Annotated in this window: 19 protein-coding genes; 1 reads left to right on the forward strand and 18 read right to left on the reverse strand. The window is 55.7% G+C overall.

Annotated features, from left to right (window positions below; genetic code table 11):
* Nucleotides 1-235: 235 nt before the first annotated feature.
* From ABGT74_RS00005 to ABGT74_RS00020, 4 genes are all read right to left on the reverse strand, one after another.
* Nucleotides 236-454, reverse strand: a complete 219-nt coding sequence (locus ABGT74_RS00005) for a hypothetical protein (protein WP_346703944.1) — start codon at nt 452-454, stop codon at nt 236-238.
* A 335-nt stretch (nt 455-789) separates the two neighbouring features.
* Nucleotides 790-990: a helix-turn-helix domain-containing protein gene (locus tag ABGT74_RS00010; protein ID WP_346703945.1), complete on the reverse strand. Its 201-nt coding sequence runs from the start codon at nt 988-990 to the stop codon at nt 790-792.
* Nucleotides 980-1,426, reverse strand: coding sequence for a sigma-70 family RNA polymerase sigma factor (locus tag ABGT74_RS00015; RefSeq protein ID WP_346703946.1), 447 nt, complete (start codon nt 1,424-1,426; stop codon nt 980-982). The genes ABGT74_RS00010 and ABGT74_RS00015 overlap by 11 nt, the downstream gene beginning before the upstream one ends.
* 47 nt (nt 1,427-1,473) lie before the next feature.
* Nucleotides 1,474-2,034, reverse strand: coding sequence for an NAD(P)H-dependent oxidoreductase (locus ABGT74_RS00020; RefSeq protein WP_346703947.1), 561 nt, complete (start codon nt 2,032-2,034; stop codon nt 1,474-1,476).
* A 103-nt stretch (nt 2,035-2,137) separates the two neighbouring features.
* Here ABGT74_RS00020 and ABGT74_RS00025 point away from each other — a divergent pair, with 103 nt between their 5' ends.
* The gene (locus tag ABGT74_RS00025; RefSeq protein WP_346703948.1) at nt 2,138-2,473 is read left to right on the forward strand and encodes a helix-turn-helix domain-containing protein; all 336 of its coding nucleotides are present in this window, start codon (nt 2,138-2,140) and stop codon (nt 2,471-2,473) included.
* Between the two features lie 382 nt (nt 2,474-2,855).
* Here ABGT74_RS00025 and ABGT74_RS00030 read toward each other — a convergent pair whose 3' ends face one another.
* The 14 genes from ABGT74_RS00030 to ABGT74_RS00095 all read right to left on the reverse strand — a co-directional run.
* Nucleotides 2,856-3,494, reverse strand: coding sequence for a redox-sensing transcriptional repressor Rex (locus ABGT74_RS00030; RefSeq protein WP_297283223.1), 639 nt, complete (start codon nt 3,492-3,494; stop codon nt 2,856-2,858).
* A 39-nt stretch (nt 3,495-3,533) separates the two neighbouring features.
* On the reverse strand, nt 3,534-4,691 hold the full coding sequence (locus ABGT74_RS00035; RefSeq protein WP_346703949.1) for an isocitrate/isopropylmalate family dehydrogenase: 1,158 nt from the start codon (nt 4,689-4,691) through the stop codon (nt 3,534-3,536).
* A 108-nt stretch (nt 4,692-4,799) separates the two neighbouring features.
* Nucleotides 4,800-6,722 (reverse strand): aconitate hydratase, encoded by a 1,923-nt coding sequence (locus ABGT74_RS00040; protein ID WP_346703950.1) that lies wholly within the window; start codon nt 6,720-6,722, stop codon nt 4,800-4,802.
* A 214-nt stretch (nt 6,723-6,936) separates the two neighbouring features.
* Complete coding sequence (gene tsaD, locus ABGT74_RS00045) at nt 6,937-7,962, reverse strand: tRNA (adenosine(37)-N6)-threonylcarbamoyltransferase complex transferase subunit TsaD (RefSeq protein WP_297283226.1); 1,026 nt, start codon at nt 7,960-7,962, stop codon at nt 6,937-6,939.
* Nucleotides 7,963-7,979: 17 nt separating this feature from the next.
* Nucleotides 7,980-8,189: a hypothetical protein gene (locus tag ABGT74_RS00050; protein ID WP_297283227.1), complete on the reverse strand. Its 210-nt coding sequence runs from the start codon at nt 8,187-8,189 to the stop codon at nt 7,980-7,982.
* Nucleotides 8,186-8,662, reverse strand: a complete 477-nt coding sequence (locus tag ABGT74_RS00055) for a GNAT family N-acetyltransferase (protein ID WP_346703951.1) — start codon at nt 8,660-8,662, stop codon at nt 8,186-8,188. The genes ABGT74_RS00050 and ABGT74_RS00055 overlap by 4 nt, the downstream gene beginning before the upstream one ends.
* Complete coding sequence (gene rimI, locus ABGT74_RS00060; protein ID WP_346703952.1) at nt 8,659-9,093, reverse strand: ribosomal protein S18-alanine N-acetyltransferase; 435 nt, start codon at nt 9,091-9,093, stop codon at nt 8,659-8,661. The genes ABGT74_RS00055 and rimI overlap by 4 nt, the downstream gene beginning before the upstream one ends.
* Nucleotides 9,090-9,521, reverse strand: a complete 432-nt coding sequence (locus ABGT74_RS00065; RefSeq protein WP_346703953.1) for a low molecular weight protein arginine phosphatase — start codon at nt 9,519-9,521, stop codon at nt 9,090-9,092. Before ABGT74_RS00065 ends, rimI begins: the two co-directional genes overlap by 4 nt.
* A gap of 31 nt (nt 9,522-9,552) precedes the next feature.
* A complete protein-coding gene (gene polA, locus ABGT74_RS00070) occupies nt 9,553-12,186 on the reverse strand; it encodes a DNA polymerase I (RefSeq protein WP_346703954.1) in 2,634 nt (877 codons plus the stop codon).
* 120 nt (nt 12,187-12,306) lie between these two features.
* On the reverse strand, nt 12,307-13,068 hold the full coding sequence (gene spo0A, locus ABGT74_RS00075) for a sporulation transcription factor Spo0A (RefSeq protein ID WP_297283232.1): 762 nt from the start codon (nt 13,066-13,068) through the stop codon (nt 12,307-12,309).
* A 155-nt stretch (nt 13,069-13,223) separates the two neighbouring features.
* On the reverse strand, nt 13,224-14,237 hold the full coding sequence (gene spoIVB, locus ABGT74_RS00080; protein WP_346703955.1) for a SpoIVB peptidase: 1,014 nt from the start codon (nt 14,235-14,237) through the stop codon (nt 13,224-13,226).
* A 264-nt stretch (nt 14,238-14,501) separates the two neighbouring features.
* Nucleotides 14,502-15,488, reverse strand: coding sequence for a P1 family peptidase (locus tag ABGT74_RS00085; RefSeq protein ID WP_346703956.1), 987 nt, complete (start codon nt 15,486-15,488; stop codon nt 14,502-14,504).
* Between the two features lie 60 nt (nt 15,489-15,548).
* A complete protein-coding gene (locus ABGT74_RS00090) occupies nt 15,549-16,208 on the reverse strand; it encodes an ECF transporter S component (protein ID WP_346703957.1) in 660 nt (219 codons plus the stop codon).
* Between the two features lie 68 nt (nt 16,209-16,276).
* Nucleotides 16,277-17,092: type III pantothenate kinase (locus ABGT74_RS00095; protein WP_346703958.1), on the reverse strand; the 816-nt coding region annotated here is incomplete at its 5' end.

A 17,092-nucleotide genomic window follows, 5' to 3' on the forward strand; every position in this document is an offset into this window, starting at 1 on the left:
AACTGTCTTTTCATTCGCCACAAATGAGCCGCCAGTCATGATGTAATGTTTTTTGGTGTAATCCACCCTCTATACATTACATCATGATTTACAATGCTGTTGCTGTCCCCCTGCAACTCGTCGTCACGACTTAGACGACAGTACAGGGCGGTGATTTTGTTGTCAGACTGCCTTAACATAAGTTTTCTCCTTTCGTCGGCGGGCAGTCTGCCATACAGGATTGTATGTACTCATTTTATCGGCTCCCGTCCTTTTTATCAACCTCTTTTTGTAAACTTTCCTGCTCCATAAGGCGTAAAACCTTGCTCGGTAACGCACGCTTTCCGTCATAGCTGCCTGTAAAGCGGTAGCTTGTCCTGCCGGACTTGATAATGACTTCACGCTTCGGCAGCTCTTGATACAGCGGATTTTTTACCACGATATGCCCATTTTTGATAATTCGCTTCCTTTCCATTCCGTTCCCGTCCTTTCCTTGTTTGATAGAGTGAATAGTTGAATAGCAAGCATAGGAAAAGAGTACCCTTTTCCGTATTTTCGCCCTCTCGCCTGCGGCGTATCGGTTGAAAATTGCTTGTTGGGAAGTGTCCCAAACCCTCTGAAAATTCTCTCAAAGATTATCCGTCTTGATAAGGGGGATTTGTTGCGTTTCTTCCCTCACTATATACAACACCGGACAATGCGGTTTTGCCAAAGTTTTTGAGAAATTTTTTCGAGAAAATGCAAAAAACCGCTGCGACTTTGGAGTTGCAGCGGTTTTCATGGGCTATGTAGTCGTCTTGCGTTTTTCGTTTAGAGAAAGCGAAATTTGAACAGGCTTTCAATCAGCTTTGTTTGGATATAGTCCTCTATGTCTGAGTTAGAATTTCCAAAAGAACGGGCGCGGTAGCGGATATATCCGGCGTAGTGGGAAAGTACGGCATGAACCGCTTCCGGCTCTCCACTGGTAGCTTGTACGATTGTTTCATAGGGGAGAAGTTTTCTATTCCTCATGCGCCGCTTCCCCCATTTCCGTTTGAAGCTGCCGCAGGGATTTGCGGATATGATAGCCCGCCGCGCTGCGGCTGCATTGATAGCGTCTGCCGATTTCATGCTGTGGAACACGCTGGAAAAAGGACAAGTAAATCATTTCCTGTTCCTGCCGCGGCAATCGGGAAAGGGCTTTTGCAAGCAAGCCATTATAAAATATGACTGTATCGCCGCAGAAGGACACAGGGTATTCTTCGTATTGCTCTGGTGCTTTGAAATACTCGTCCTCGGTAGCAAATGGATAGTGCTTTTCTTCTGCAAGGTATTCGAGGGATATTTCATGCTTTTGCTTTCGTCCTGCTGTCCTTGCTGCCGTAATCGCCGCATGATGAATGACGATCTTGCAGAAAGCGTGAAATGTGTATTCAATATGCTCTTTGTATTCTTTTGTGCAATTCAAAATAATCCCCCTTTCCTCTCACGAAAGATAGCAGTTGCTCCAATAATTTAAGAAATGGAGTTGCCTAATTTCTCCGCTTCCTCAAGCTGTTCCGACTTGCTCAAAATATCCCCAATGTCCATATTGCCGCCGGCATACACAACGCCGATATTTTTCCACCCCAGATGGGAAGTCAATCCCTCATAGAAAGCCCGAACAGGGGCAAAGTTGCTCTCGGTATTTCCTTCCGCAGCCATAAGCAGGACGCAATCTTTCTTTGGGTTTTCATAGTTCGGCGTTAATTCCGCTACGGCAAACAGGCGGTCAAAAGCACTCTTTAGTTGACCGCTAATCCCCCAATAATACATAGGGGAAGCTAACACGACAACATCCGCATTTCGGTACGCCGGATAGATTTGTGTCATGTCATCTTTCTGAACGCATGGACAGGCTTCATCCTTTCCGCCTTTGCAGCAGCCCAAGCAGCCATGAATATCCATTTTCTGCAAATCAAAACAGGTTACTTCGTGTCCTGCTGCCTCTGCTCCCTTGGTAAAACGCTTAATCAATTCTTTGGTGTTCCCAGTAGGGCGGGGGCTTCCGTTCAAGATACATATTTTTTTGCTCATGTGATTTACACCTCCAAAAGTTTATGCTATAATTATAGCAACACATACCCTAAAAATAAAGTACGCACATTTTTGTTAGATACTAACCTAAAGGAGAGTGTAAATGTTCAAGGACTATATTGAAAAATCCAACTTTGAAGATACTGGATTTAGCTATGCCCTGTCGCTGATTAGTGGGAAATATAAAATGGTAATCCTGTACTGTCTGATGGAGTTTGAAATCGTAAGGTACAATGAATTGAAGCGGTACATCAAATCCATTTCGCATAAGACTTTAAGCACTTCCCTAAAGGAATTAGAAAAGGACGATTTGATAATCCGAAAAGAATACCCGCAAATCCCCCCAAAGGTGGAGTATAGTTTATCAGACAAAGGGCAATCGCTTATGAAAATATTAGACCAATTATGTGTATGGGGAGAAGAACACAAGGGCAAGTAGAGTAGCAAAGCCAGAAACAGCCGTCAAGGATAAACTTCACGCTTCGCGTCCTTGACGGCTGTTTCTGTCCTTGCTTGTGAGTAATCAAGAGGGCGAAAGCAGTAAACCGCTTTCGCCCTCAATTTATCATAGTCTATGTTCGCATTTAGGGGTAAAAATCCTTTGATTTTATGCAGCTTTGAGCGTGCAAAACAGAGGTGGGTAAGGGTTTTATACTCGCACCCTCGAAAATGGCGTTCTATTGCGTAACAGAACGAAAAAGACGAGCAAGAAACAATCGCTTCTTGCTCGTCTTTCTTCTACACTCCGTATGGCAGCTACCCTGTTTCAGTTTGTGGTTGATACTGTTTTATGCGTAGCTACCTTATTGGCCGTTTCTTTTTTATTCTTCTGTTGTACTGACCAAGTGGCACAGTGTCATCAAGCTATCGGACAGATGGACATTTTCCACTGGTACTCCCAAGCCGCCCAAGTGGAGATCTTCTCCCGTGAAGTTCCACAAGCCACGGATGCCTTGATCGACCAGTTCCCGCGCAATTTCAGGCGCATTTTTCCGCGGGATGGTGAGAACCGCCACATCCGGCTTGTGCGCTGCGATAAACGACGGTAAATCATCGCTGCTGCGCACGGAATACCCGCCAAATGCTTTTCCTTTCAGTTCAGGATTGGCATCAAACGCGCAAAGCAGCTTAAAGCCGCTGGCGGAAAAATCAAAGTTATTGAGCAGCGCCCGGCCCAGATTGCCGGCGCCCAGCAAAATCGCTGTGCGGCCTGCACGGAGGCCGAGAATAGACCCCAATTCCTCCATCAGCTTATCAATATTGTAGCCATAGCCCTGCTGTCCGAAGCCACCGAAACAGTTAAAATCCTGCCGGATTTGTGAAGCCGTTAATCCCATGCGCTCTGCCAGCGCACGCGAGGAGATGCGCTGCACACCTTCAGCCTTCAGTTCACAGATATTCCGGTAATAGCGCGGCAACCGCTGAATGACCGCTTTGGAAACCTCTTGCTTTCGTTCCACAGGCTCTCTCCTTCTTCCTTAAATTGCGATATGCAACAATTACAGCTTCGCGATGGTATCCAGCACGTAATCCGTAAATTCCTGTGCAGTCGCGCCGGTATCCCGACCGGTAACGACCACTTTTTTCTCTTCAAACATGCAGATATCCAGTGCACGGTCGAGCTTTTTCGCCAGTTCGATCTCGCCGATATGCTCCAGCAGCATGACCGATGCACGCAGCACGGACGACGGGTCAGCGTACTTTGCACGGCCTTCCTGCACCATGCGCGGTGCCGAACCGTGGATCGCCTCGAACATCGCGTAACGCTTACCAATGTTCGCCGAACCTGCCGTACCGACGCCGCCCTGAATCTCAGCGGCCTCATCGGTGATGATATCGCCGTACAGGTTGGGCAGCACGACCACCTTAAAGTCGCGACGGCGCTTGTCGTCCAGCAGCTTTGCGGTCATGATGTCGATATACCAGTCGTCGAACTCGACTTCCGGATACTCCTTTGCGACCTTCTGGCAGGTATCGAGGAACTTGCCGTCAGTCGTTTTGATGATATTCGCCTTGGTGACGCAGGAAACGCGGTTCTTGCCGGTCTTACGTGCATAGTCGAATGCCAGACGGGCAATACGCTCGCAGCCCTGCGAGGTGGCAACCGTGAAATCCAGGAACAGGTCATCGTCGATCTGCATGCCCTGCGAACCGACAGCATACCCGCCTTCGGTGTTTTCACGATAGAACGTCCAGTCGATGCCAAGTTCAGGCACCTTGACCGGGCGCACGTTGGCAAACAGGTCGAGCGCCTTGCGCATCGCCACGTTTGCAGACTCCACATTCGGCCACGGATCGCCCTTGCGCGGGGTCGTGGTCGGCCCCTTCAGAATCGCATGGCACTGCTTGAGCTCTTCCATCACATCGGGCGGGATCGCGCAGCCAAGCTCGGCACGGCGCTCGATGGTCAGACCGTCGATCACGCGGAACTCCACTTTGCCTACTTTCACCTTGTCCGCCAGCAGTGTCTCCAGCGCGTGCTGCGCCATGCCGGTGATCATCGGGCCGATGCCGTCGCCGCCGCATACGCCGATGACAAGCTTATCGAGTTTGGAATAATCAATAAAGTCGTCCTGCGCCTTCATATCCGCAATACGCTTGCGCTGGCTTTCGACGACTGCTTCAAACTGATCCAGGATCTTCTGGTCGATAGACATAGTTCTGTCCTCCCACTGAATTGATATTATTTTAACAAAAATTTCGTCTACTGTCAAGAAAGCAAGTCAGAGAGGGCAAGTCCTGTCCTCTCTGGCCTGTCTATTGTTTTACTGCGCGTTCTGCTTGGCGTAGTTGAGCGTGCCGCCCGCGAGCAGCGCGCCGCGCTGGCGGTCGGAAACCTCGCAGTCCGCCTTGAACGTTCTGCCGCCGCACACAATAGTGACCTGCTGGCCATTTTTCATTTCTTCCAGCACATTCGGCAGAGAAATCTCATCCAACAGGCTGATTTCGTCATAATCTGCCGGGTTTGCAAAGGTCAGCGGCAGGATGCCGGAGTTGACCAGATTTGCCTTGTGGATGCGTGCAAACGACTTGCACAGCACCGCCTTCACACCCAGATACAGCGGAACGAGCGCCGCGTGCTCACGCGACGAACCCTGACCATAGTTTGCGCCGCCTACGATGATGCCGCCGCCCTGCTCCTTGCAGCGTGCCGGGAACTCCGGGTCAACATTGATGAAGCAGTAGTTGGAATAATACGGCACATTCGAGCGATACGGCAGCAGCTTTGCTCCTGCCGGCAGGATGTGGTCGGTCGTGATGTTGTCCTCGGTCTTGAGCACGACCTTGCCCGTATAGCTTGCTTCCAGCGCCTTACCCAGCGGGAACGGCTTGATGTTGGGGCCGCGCACGACCTCCACCTCGTCCGGATTTTCCGCAGGCTTTACGATCAGATTATCGTTGATGACAAAGTGCTCGGGCATCTGGATTTCCGGCATCTCGCCCAGCGTGCGCGGGTCGGTCAGCACGCCAGCCAGCGCGCTCGCCGCCGCAACTTCAGGCGACACCAGATAGATCTGCGCGTCCTGCGTGCCCGAACGGCCCTCAAAATTGCGGTTGAAGGTGCGCAGGGAGACACCTGCGGACTCCGGCGACTGGCCCATGCCGATGCAGGGGCCGCAGGCGCATTCCAGAATGCGTGCCCCCGCGGAAATGATGTCTGCCAGCGCACCGTTCTGCGCGAGCATATTGAACACCTGCTTAGAACCCGGGCTGATGGTCAGCGAAACGTCCGGATGAACGGCCTTGCCCTTCAAAATGGCCGCGACCTTCATCATATCGTAATAAGAAGAGTTGGTGCACGAGCCAATGCAGCACTGATTGACCTTGATTGCACCGATCTCGGACACCTTCTTTACGTTGTCCGGCATATGCGGCATCGCGGCCAGCGGCTCAAGCGCGGACAGATCGACCGTATACTCCTCGTCGTAAACCGCATCCGGGTCGGAGGACAGCTCTACCCATACATCGCCGCGCCCTTGCGCCTCAAGGAACTTTTTTGTCTCCTCGTCGGACGGAAAAATCGAAGTCGTCGCGCCCAGCTCCGCGCCCATGTTCGTGATGGTCGCGCGCTCCGGTACGGACAGGGTCTTGACGCCTTCGCCTGCGTACTCCACGATCTTGCCGACGCCGCCCTTGACGGTCATCTGGCACAGCACGTCCAGAATAACATCCTTCGCCGACACCCACGGAGACAGCTTGCCCGTCAGATTGACACGTACCATCTTAGGCATCGGGATGTAATATGCACCGCCGCCCATCGCGACCGCAACATCCAGACCGCCCGCGCCAAATGCAAGCATGCCAATGCCGCCGCCGGTCGGGGTGTGGCTGTCCGAGCCGATCAGCGTCTTGCCCGGCGCGCCGAAGCGCTCGAGGTGCACCTGATGGCAGATACCGTTGCCCGCCTTGGAATAGTAGATACCGTGCTTTTTCGCGACCGAGCCGATATATTTGTGGTCGTCCGCGTTTTCGAAGCCGGACTGCAGGGTGTTGTGGTCAATGTAGGCAACCGACCGCTCGGTCTTGACCTGATCGACGCCCATCGCCTCGAATTGCAGATAGGCCATCGTGCCGGTCGCGTCCTGCGTCAGCGTCTGGTCGATCTTGAGGCCGATTTCCTGCCCCTGTACCATCTCGCCGTCCACCAGATGCGCTTTCAGGATTTTCTGCGCAATTGTCATACCCATTTGTGTTTCCTTCGCTCCTTTATGTCCCACACGCGCGGCGTTTTCTGCGCCCCGCGCCCCATCCCGATGCAGGGACGGGCGGTTGCGGCTTCCACAGCCTTCTCCACGGCGCGCAAAACGCGCCGTGCCCAAAAACAAAACAGAAGTGGCCTTTGCAGCGCAAAGACCACTTCTATTTTACAACAATATGCCTGTTTTGAAAAGCCCTTTTCCCCTATCGCTTTTCACAAATATTCTCACCGATCTCCGCAGTGGCGAAAGCATTTTGCAAGGTCGTGCCTGTGTTGCCTGCAAGATACTCGAAATACGCCTGACTGCCGATCATCGCAGCATTGTCACCGCACAGATTCAGCGGCGGCAGATACAGCTGGGTATGCGTGCGTTTTGCCATCTCACCGAGCGCTGCGCGCAGGAAAGAGTTTGCCGCCACACCGCCCGCGCATACCACGCGCCGCGCGTGCGTCTGATGGACTGCCTGCTCCAGCCGCGGTACCAACGTGCGCACGACCGCCGCGCAGAACGAAGCTGCCAAATCGTTTTTGTCAATCGCCTCGCCCTTCTGCTCGGCATTGTGCGCAAGGTTAATAACTGCTGTTTTTAACCCGGAGAAAGAAAAATCGAGCGGCGCGTCCTTGATGTGCGAATCCGGCAGCTTGTAGCGTGTCGGATCGCCCTCCTGCGCAAGCTTGTCGATTTTCGGCCCGCCCGGATAGCCCACGCCGAGCACGCGCGCGACCTTATCGAAGGCCTCACCCGCCGCGTCGTCCCGCGTACCGCCAAGGATATCAAAATCCGTATAATCGCGCACCATGACAATCTCACTGTGCCCGCCCGACGCAATCAGCGTCAAAAACGGCGGCTTGAGATCGGGATACGCCAAATAAGTCGCCGCGATATGCCCGCGAATGTGATGCACCGGAATAAACGGCTTGTTCAGCGCAAAAGCCAGCGACTTGCCGAAATTTGCACCGACCAGCAGCGCGCCAATCAAGCCCGGCGCACAGGTCGCCGCGACTGCGTCCACCTCATGTTTGTCCATCTTAGCGTCCGACAGCGCCTGCTCGGTCACGCGCACGACCGCCTCCATATGGCGGCGCGAGGCAATTTCCGGCACCACGCCACCGTACAGCGCGTGCGTTTCGATCTGCGTATCCACCACACTGGAAAGAATGTTCCGTCCGTCCTCGATGACGGCTGCTGCCGTTTCATCACAGGAGGACTCGATAGCCAAAATTCTCATGCGTTGATAACCACCCGTCAAAATGAATATGTCACAAAAAGCAGCACCCGAATCACCGCTGCGATCGGCAGCAGCAACGCGCCGCTTAGGCTCACCTGCAGGCGCACAACCTGCGCTTTTGGATCTCCGCCGCCCTGTACTGCGCGCAGCGCATCGCACAGCGCATGGGCGAACACACAGGCACACATCACCGTTCCGATCAGGCAAAACGCCAGAAACACAATCATGCCTGACCCTCCTCGACCGAAAGCGTTTTTTCAAAACAGCGGCAGTTTTCCGCGCCTGCGGGACTGCCGTAGTAGGCTATTTCGCGGAAGCCCAGCTTATGATACAGCGCCGCCGAATCATCGGTCGTGCGGGCGGTCTCCAAAATTGCGCGTGCATAACCATGTGCGGCAGCATCCTGCTCCAGCGCACGAATCAGCGCACTGGCAACGCCCTTCCGCCGGAAAGCTGGAGAAACGAAAATGCGCTTGATTTCCGCGGTTTCCGCGTCGATTTTTTTCCACGCGCCGCAGCCTGCCGCCTTGCCATCCACGCAAGCCACCATGCGCGCATCCAGCAAGTGCGGGTCGTTGTATTTGGCATAACGTCGATGCACTTCACCCACTACTTGAAAATAGTACTCGTCCAGCTGCTGCACGAGCGCCAGAAAATCCGCGTTTTCCGCGTCAACAAACCGAATCTCTATGCGTATCACTCCTTCAGAAACAGGGTCATCAGCACCGCATCCTCAGTCGGCACAGTGTAAAAATTCTTACGCACGCCAACACGAACAAAGCCCGCGCTCTCATACAGCGCAATCGCGGGCACATTGGATGCACGCACTTCGAGCGTGACAAATGCCAGTGCCTGCGCACGCGCCTCGTCAGTCAGTTCCGCAATCAGCGCGCGAGCGATGCCCTGCCTGCGGCAGTCCGGCGACACCGCAACATTGGTGATGTATCCTTCATCCAGCACGGTCTGACAGCCGACATAGCCGACTGCCTGTCCGTCCCGCTCGGCCACGAGGAAAATGCCCTTGCCAAGCTCCTCCCGCAGCATTTTTTCGCTCCAAGGCGCGTGAAAGCACGCGTTTTCGATTGCTTCCAGTGCCGTCAGATGGCGCTCCGCCATCGGTACGACCGTCATGCGCCGAGTCTCCCGATGATGCTGCGCACGCCCTCGTCGATCTCAGATGCCGCGCGGCGGTAAGTGTCAAGGTCGCCGCCAAACGGGTCGGATACGTCGCGCTGGGTCAGCGTGAACACCTTGTCCGCGCAGTCCGGGAACAATTCGCATACGCGGTCGTAATGTGCGCCCGTCATGCACACCAAATAGCGCGCGCTTTGCGCCATCTCGTGCGTCAGCACACGCGAACGGTGCGCGGAAATATCCGCGCCCAGTTCCTTTGCCGCTGTCACAGCGTTGTCCGACGCAGGCAGACCGTCCTGCGTGAACAGCCCAGCGGACGCGGCGGCAAGTCCGGTCTGCTCCTCGCCGCCATGCGCACGGAACAGCCCCTCTGCCATCGGAGAACGGCAGGTGTTGCCCGTGCAAATAAAGATGATTGTATCCATCCAAATTCTCTCCTGTCAGGTTCCAACAAAATTATTTTGTGTCGTACCAACTGTGCCCCGCCTTGGCTTCCGCAACCAGCGGCGCATCCATTGCGAATGCCGCTTCCATCTCCTCACGCAGCAGCTGCATGGCCGTCTCCTGCTCGGATTTAGGCGCTTCCAGAATCAACTCGTCGTGCACCTGCAAAATCAAGCGGCTTTCCAGCCCCTCCCGCAGCAGGCGGTCGCGCACGCGAATCATCGCAATTTTGATGATATCCGCCGCCGTGCCCTGAATGGGCGTGTTCATCGCTACACGCTCACCGAATGAGCGGATGTTAAAGTTGCGGCTTTGCAGCTCAGGTAATGCGCGGCGACGGCCAAACAGTGTGGTCACATAGCCGTTTTCCTTAGCACTCGCCTTGATATCGTCCATATATTTGGCAACGCCCGGATAGGTGGCCAAATAAGTGCGGATGAACTCACCCGCCTCCTTGCGGGTCACGCCGATATCCTGTGCCAGCGAAAAATCCGAAATGCCGTACACAATGCCAAAGTTGACCGCTTTGCACGAGGAGCGCATCTGCGGCGTGACCTCCTCCAGCGGCACATGATACACCTTGGCTGCGGTCGCGGCGTGAATGTCCTGCCCCGAGCGGAACGCTTCGATCATGTGCGCATCCTGCGAGATATGCGCGAGCACACGCAGCTCAATCTGTGAATAGTCTGCGTCGATCAGCACATGGTCGTCGTCCGGCGCGACAAACATGCGGCGCAGCTCACGCCCCAACTCGGTACGCACCGGAATATTCTGCAAATTGGGATCGGTCGAAGACAGGCGTCCGGTTGCGGTGACGGTCTGCTGGAAATGCGTGTGGATACGGCCGTCCTTGGGGCTGATGACCTTGAGAAGCCCCTCGACATAGGTGCTCTTCAGCTTGCTCAGCTGACGGTACTCCAGAATGCGCGGCACGATCGGGTGATCGCCCGCGATGCGCTCGAGCACTTCCACATTGGTCGAATACCCGGTCTTGGTCTTTTTCGGCGCGGGAAGATGCAGCTTTTCAAACAGCACCTCACCCAGCTGTTTGGGACTGTTGATGTTAAACTCACCGTCCGCATCGTGATAAATCTGCTGGGTCAATTCGCGGATGCGCGCATCCAGCTTGTCCCCGAAAGCGCGGAGTGCGTCCGGCTCGACCGCACAGCCGAGCACCTCCATCTCCGCCAGCACGCGCAAGAGCGGCAGCTCAATTTCATAATATAATTTGCGCATACCCAGCTGTTCAATCTGCTCCGCCGCCTCCGCATAAATCGCGCGGATCGCTACCGCATGCTGCGCACAGGCCGCAGCGGTCGCGTCCTGTCCGCCGAGCGGCGAGACCGCCGACGGGTCATCCAGATCGAGCGCAGGCAGTTCGGTGTTACAATAAGCCAGCGCCACGCGCGGCAGATCATAGCCCGACTGCGTCGGATCGAGCACATACGCCGCGATGCAGGTGTCAAACCGAATGCCATCGGGCGCGATACCGCGCGTGAGCAGCGCAGCCGCAACCGGCTTGGCATCGTGCAGCACCAGCTCGATCGAGCCGTCAAACAGGCGGCGCAGCAGGTCGTCCCACTCGTTTTCCGCAAAATCATCTGCAAACAGCACGGATGCCGTTTCCCCATCCAATAAACAAGCCGCGCGCAGCGTCTCGCCCAGCACAGCAAATACCCGATCGGTCGCGGTCTGCGCATCGAGCAGGGCAAACGCTTCCGCTGCCTGCGTCACGCGCCGCACCTGTACCTCGGGCAGCCGCGGTGCAGCCTGTTCGCCGCTCAAATTCAGCCGTTTGATGAAATTCTTAAATTCCAGCCGCGTCAGCAAGTCATATAGCGACGCTTCATCAGGCTGAGCTTCGGGCAGGTTTTCCACATCCAGTTCGAGCGGCGCATTGCGGTCGATCGTTGCCAGCCAATAGCTGTCCCGTGCGGACTGCTCGCCCGCCTCCAGCTTGGTGCGCGCGCCTTTCTTGATGCGCGCATCGTCCAGATGCGCGTATACGCCGTCGAGCGAACCAAAGTCGTGCAGCAGCTGCATCGCGGTCTTTTCCCCAATGCCCGGCACGCCCGGAATGTTATCCGACGAATCACCCATCAATGCTTTGAGGTCGATGAGGTAAATCGGGTCAAACCCGTATTTTTCGCGGAATTTCTCGGTATCGTAGCTGTCGTAAGTGGTCTGCCCCATTTTGGTCGTCACGAGCCGCACCGTTGTGCCGCCGCCGACCAGCTGCAAGCTGTCGCGGTCGCCCGTAACGACAACACAGCAGTCACCGTGCTCGTTTGCGCGGCGGCTGATCGTGCCGATCAGATCGTCCGCCTCATATCCGGGCAGCTCGCAGCGCGTCAGCCCCATCGCGTCCAGCACCTCTTTGACCACAGGCAGCTGCGCCGCCAGTTCATCCGGCATGCCCTTGCGCGTGGCTTTATAGGAATCAAATTTCAAATGCCGGAAGGTTTTTTCGCGCACATCAAAGCAAACGACCGTGCGGTCGGGCTTTTCATCGTCCTGCAATTTGAACAGTGTGGCAAGAAAGCCATAAACCGCATTGGTCGGCAGTCCCTCGTGGTTGGAGAGCTGCCGCACACCGTAAAACGCGCGGTTCAAAATGCTGTTGCCGTCGATCACCATGATTTTCATGCAAACATTCTCCATTTTTCTGCAAATTTCTGCTTAGATTTATTATATCCTATAACTGCGCATATTTCCAGACAAAATAAGGGACGGAGCATTTCGCCCCGTCCCCTGTTCCTTGGTTGTTTACGCGCCGAACCGCATTTGCAGCCGTAGCCGGTCGGCAATCATCGAAATGAATTCAGAGTTGGTCGGTTTTCCCTTGACGCCCGAAACCGTATAACCGAAATAGCTTTGCAGCGTTTCGATATCGCCGCGGTCCCACGCCACTTCGATGGCATGTCGGATGGCTCGTTCCACACGCGAAGAAGTGGTTTTGAATTTCTTGGCAATCGAGGGATAAAGCACCTTTGTGATCGCGCTCACCGCTTCCATATCATTGACCGCCATCATAATTGCTTCCCGCAGATACTGGTAGCCCTTGATATGCGCCGGCACGCCAACCTGATGGATCACCTCAGTCACGCGCACCTCGAGCGCTTTGCCTTCCCCCGACGGGGCTTCCTCCTGCTTTCCCTCTCGCCACAGGCGAATGCGTTCACACACCCGCTCGGCTTCCATCGGCTTGCGCAGAAACATATCCACGCCCAGCGCAGTGCATTCCGCACCAGCCTGCGGACTGGCAAAAGCGGAAAGAACCACCACCGCCGTCTTGTTCTGTTCCTGACTGCGCAGTCGGCTGATAACCGAAATGCCGTCCATCACCGGCAGCACCAGATCAATGATGAGCACATCCGGCCGCAGCTCCTGCACAGCTGCAAGGGCCTTTCCGCCATCCTCTGCCATTCCAACCAGTTCCATGTCGTCTGCTTTTTCCAGCGCCGCTGCCATACGTGCGCAAAATTCGCTGTCGTCGTCCGCGAGCAATACCCGGATTTTCTGTTCCATGATGTCTATACCAGCTTTCCGAAAAATTAGTCGTCTCTCTTTCTTGTCACTAATTTACCATATAATGCCAAATAGTTCAAGGAAAATATCGAAATCCGGCATATATTTTGTTCGACAGCATTCGACAAAATTCGACAAATTACAATTTTTTCCGATTAGTTTTCCATTTCCTCAATCATGCGTTCGATACCGATTGCATAACCGCAGGTCGGGTCATTTACCAGTACATGCGTCACCGCACCGATCAGTTTGCCGTTTTGCAGGACAGGCGAACCAGACATACCCTGCACGATACCACCGGTTTTTTCAATCAGCTCCGGATCGGTCACGCGCAGCATCATACCGCGCCCATATTCATCGTCCTCCGGATAAATCTTTTCCACCTGCACAGAATACCTTTCGACCGTATCGCCTTCCACATTGGTCAGGATTTCCGCTTCACCCACCTCGATTTCATCCGCCGAGGCTACTGGAACGGATTCCAGCGACGAATAGATCGAGCTGTCGGTCAGCGTGCCGAAGATACCGCTTTCTGTGTTTTCGTCCACGGTACCAATCGCATTGTCCGAGTCAAACTCGCCCTGCAATGCACCCGGTTCACCGACCTCGCCGCGCTGCACCGAGCCGACCGAGGACTCAATCAGACTGCCGTCCCGCAGCGGGATCAGCACACCGGTTTCGTTGTCACAGATACCGTGACCGAGCGAACCGTATGCGCCCGTTTCGGAATCGACATAGGTCAGCGTACCGATACCAGCCATGCCGTCGCGCGCGAGCACGCCGATGCGATACACGCCGTCCTCATCCGCGCACGGCGTCACGATCACTGTTCGGCTGCTGCCATCACTTTCGAGCGTCAGCTCCACCGGTTGCCCACCGGAAAGCGCGATCTGTTTTTGCAGATCATCGTTGGCGCTGATTTCCGCTCCGTTGACCCCTACGATCAGTTCTCCTTCCTGCACGCCTGCCTCCCGCGCAGGGCAGACCGCACCGTCCGCTGTCTGCACATCATCCAGCCGCACGACCAGCACACCATCGGCGCTCATCTGAATGCCGACCGTATGGCCGATTGGAATGAGGGAGGAAATCTCGGCCGCCTGCGCGGAAACCAGCATCGCAAGGGTCAAAATCAGGGAAACCGCGATTTTTCTTGCATTTTTTTGCTGCATTTTTTCACCTCCGCGTTTACTATGCCACGGATGTACCGCAAAAACGCCTGTGAACCTTTGCTATTCCCATACGTTTTTTGGCTGCGCGAAAAGACTTTGGTGATGGGAAGTTTTTCTCCTGTGCAAAAACAGCGATTTCCGCGCACTTCTGTGGTGGAAACCGCCGTCTAATGAAAAATTTACAAAAGAATTAACTTGCAAATAACGTAAGACAGCGGCTTGTCCGAGTCAAACCGGACAAACCGCTGTCTTTTTATCTTCTGCTCAAACCGTGCCGAGCGTCTGCGCGCAGGGCAGACTAAATCCGTCGCGCGCCGCGCGCACGCCGCAGCCGATCGCCTTGGCCATGACGTAGGACGCAAGCGTGCCGACTGCATTGAGGTCCGCTTGCTCGTGACCGACCGAGCACGCGTAAATCGAGTCTCCGTCCGCCGTGGTATGCACCGGACGGATCGCGCGCGCAAAGCCGTTGTGCGCCATCGAAGCCACGCGCGTCAGCTCCGCTTTGCTGAAAGCCGCGTTGGTTACGATTGCGCCGATCGTCGTATTGGTCGCCGTCTTTTTATTGGCGGAAAACGGGTTGCGCGCCGTTTCGATGCCTGCATACATCTGCTCCTCGGTCAAGCGCAAGCCGCGCCCATCCTCGGTGCGCAACCCCGCGATCTGGCGGCCTGTGTCCACATCAAAAATATCGCCCAGCGCATTGACCACCACAATTGCCCCCACGCGAATCGCGCCTGCCTGCACCGCATATGCGCCGATGCCGCTTTTCATCGCATACGGCGCGCCGCAGAACTTGCCGACCGTTGCGCCCATGCCGCCGCCCACACAGCCGAGTTTCAACTCAGTGCGCGAAGCCTGCTCGCATGCGCGATACGCCATCGCGCCATCCGGCCGCACGGTTTTGTCGCCAACCGCAAGGTCAAAAATACAAGATTGCGCCACCAGCGGCACAGGCGTGATGCCTGTGTCAAAGCCGATGCCGCGCTCTTCCAAAAAGCGCATCACGCCGCCCGCGGCGTCCAGCCCGAACGCCGATCCGCCCGAAAGCACCAGCGCGTGCAGTCCTGCCGCATCTGCGACCGGCGCAAGCAGCGGCGTTTCGCGGCTGGCTGGGCCGCCGCCACGAATATCCACACCTGTCGGCGCGCACTCGTCAAACAGCAGCACAGTCACGCCCGTACCCGCTGCCTCGTCCTGTGCCTGACCAACCTGAAACCCGCCGACCTGCATAAAATCAATCTGTTGCATACTCTTCCTCCTGTGAAAAAAAGCTGCAAAAAATGCAGCTTTTTTATATTGATTCTTCCGTCAGGCTGCGCCCTGCTGCGCATTTTTTGCGCCACGGCGACCGAAAATGCCGATCAGCACCTTGCCGACCGCCAGCGTCAATACCGCAGCGATAAGCGCTTCGGGCACACCGTTGATGCACACGACACCCATAATGACCTTGAGCAGCAGATTAAAGCTCTGGCCACCTGCCGCCGCATATTGCTCGCCAAACAGCAGGTAAATCAGGCCCATCACGCCGATCGTGTTGACCATCGAGCCGATGAACCCTGCCACCGGCAGCGCGACCGCCTGTTTGTCATGCGAAACGCGCATGATGAATTGGAATACCAGTCCCGCAATCACGCCGATCAGCACGCGCGGCACGATCGCCACGATCAGGCTGGTCCAGTTGCCGGAAAACTCCGGACTGAAGCTGTAAAATGGGGTGAACACAAACGAGGTCAGGTTGGGGGTGACCGTCGCACGGATGACGCTCGTCACGCCGAACACCGCGCCCAGCACGCCGCCCATCTTCGGCCCCAGCAGACACGCACCCAGAATGACCGGGATGTGCATGGTGGTCGCGTTCATAAAGCCGAGCGGTATATAGCCCAGCGGCGTAAACGCCAGCACCAGTTCGAGCGCCACCAGCAGCGCCATTTGCGCCAGCAGCCTTACGTCTGTCTTTTTTTGATTCATATTCTGTTTTCCTCCTGCTCCCGTCCCGCCCTTCTCGTCGGGTACAGGGCTTATTCGGTCAATACGCTTCAGGAACGGTTGCGTTTCCAGATCAGATGCAGTCCATCCAGCAGCAGATTTTTGTCATACTCGCACGGAACATGTAAGTATGGCAGCACCAGCGGCGCACAATCGCCCGTGACAACCACATGCGGGGTCTGTCCGAGCGCATCGGCAAATCGCGCGACCATGCCATCCACCATGGCGGCCGCACCGTAAACCGCGCCCACGCGCATCGCGTCAACCGTGTTACGTGCCAGAACACTCTCGTTTTTGGCTTCGAGCGCCACCGACGGCAGCTGTGCCGCCTGCTCACGCAAAGCCTCTACACTCAGCCGCACGCCCGCGGTAATCGCAGAACCGACCAGCGCACCGGCTGCATCAAGCACAGTGAAGGTCGTTGCCGTACCAAGGCACACCACCACGCAGGGCAGCTTTCCTTTGGCGCGCGCAGCCACCGCGCCCGCCACGCGATCCGAGCCAACCTGCCGCGGCTGCTCCGAACGGATGTTGAGGCCGGTTTTCACTCCGCTGGACACCTCGATCACATCAGTGACACCCAGCAGGCGCAGCGCATCCTCCAGCACGGACACCATGCCCGGCACCACCGAGCTGAGCACCGCGCCGCGAATGCGTCCGGACGGCACGCCATACAGGTCAAAAACCTGCCGCAGCTTGCAGGCGTAGTCATCCCCGGTCTGCTTGGGCTCGGTCGCGATGGAAGCGGCAAAAACCTGCGCGTCTTCCTCATAACCGCCCAGCAAAACGTGGCTGTTTCCTGCGTTCACTGCGATCAGCATGGCGTTTCTTCCTTTCCGGCGTATTGCCACCGCTATTATACGCCC

Source organism: uncultured Agathobaculum sp. (genome assembly GCF_963927765.1).
Classification (GTDB): domain Bacteria; phylum Bacillota; class Clostridia; order Oscillospirales; family Butyricicoccaceae; genus Agathobaculum.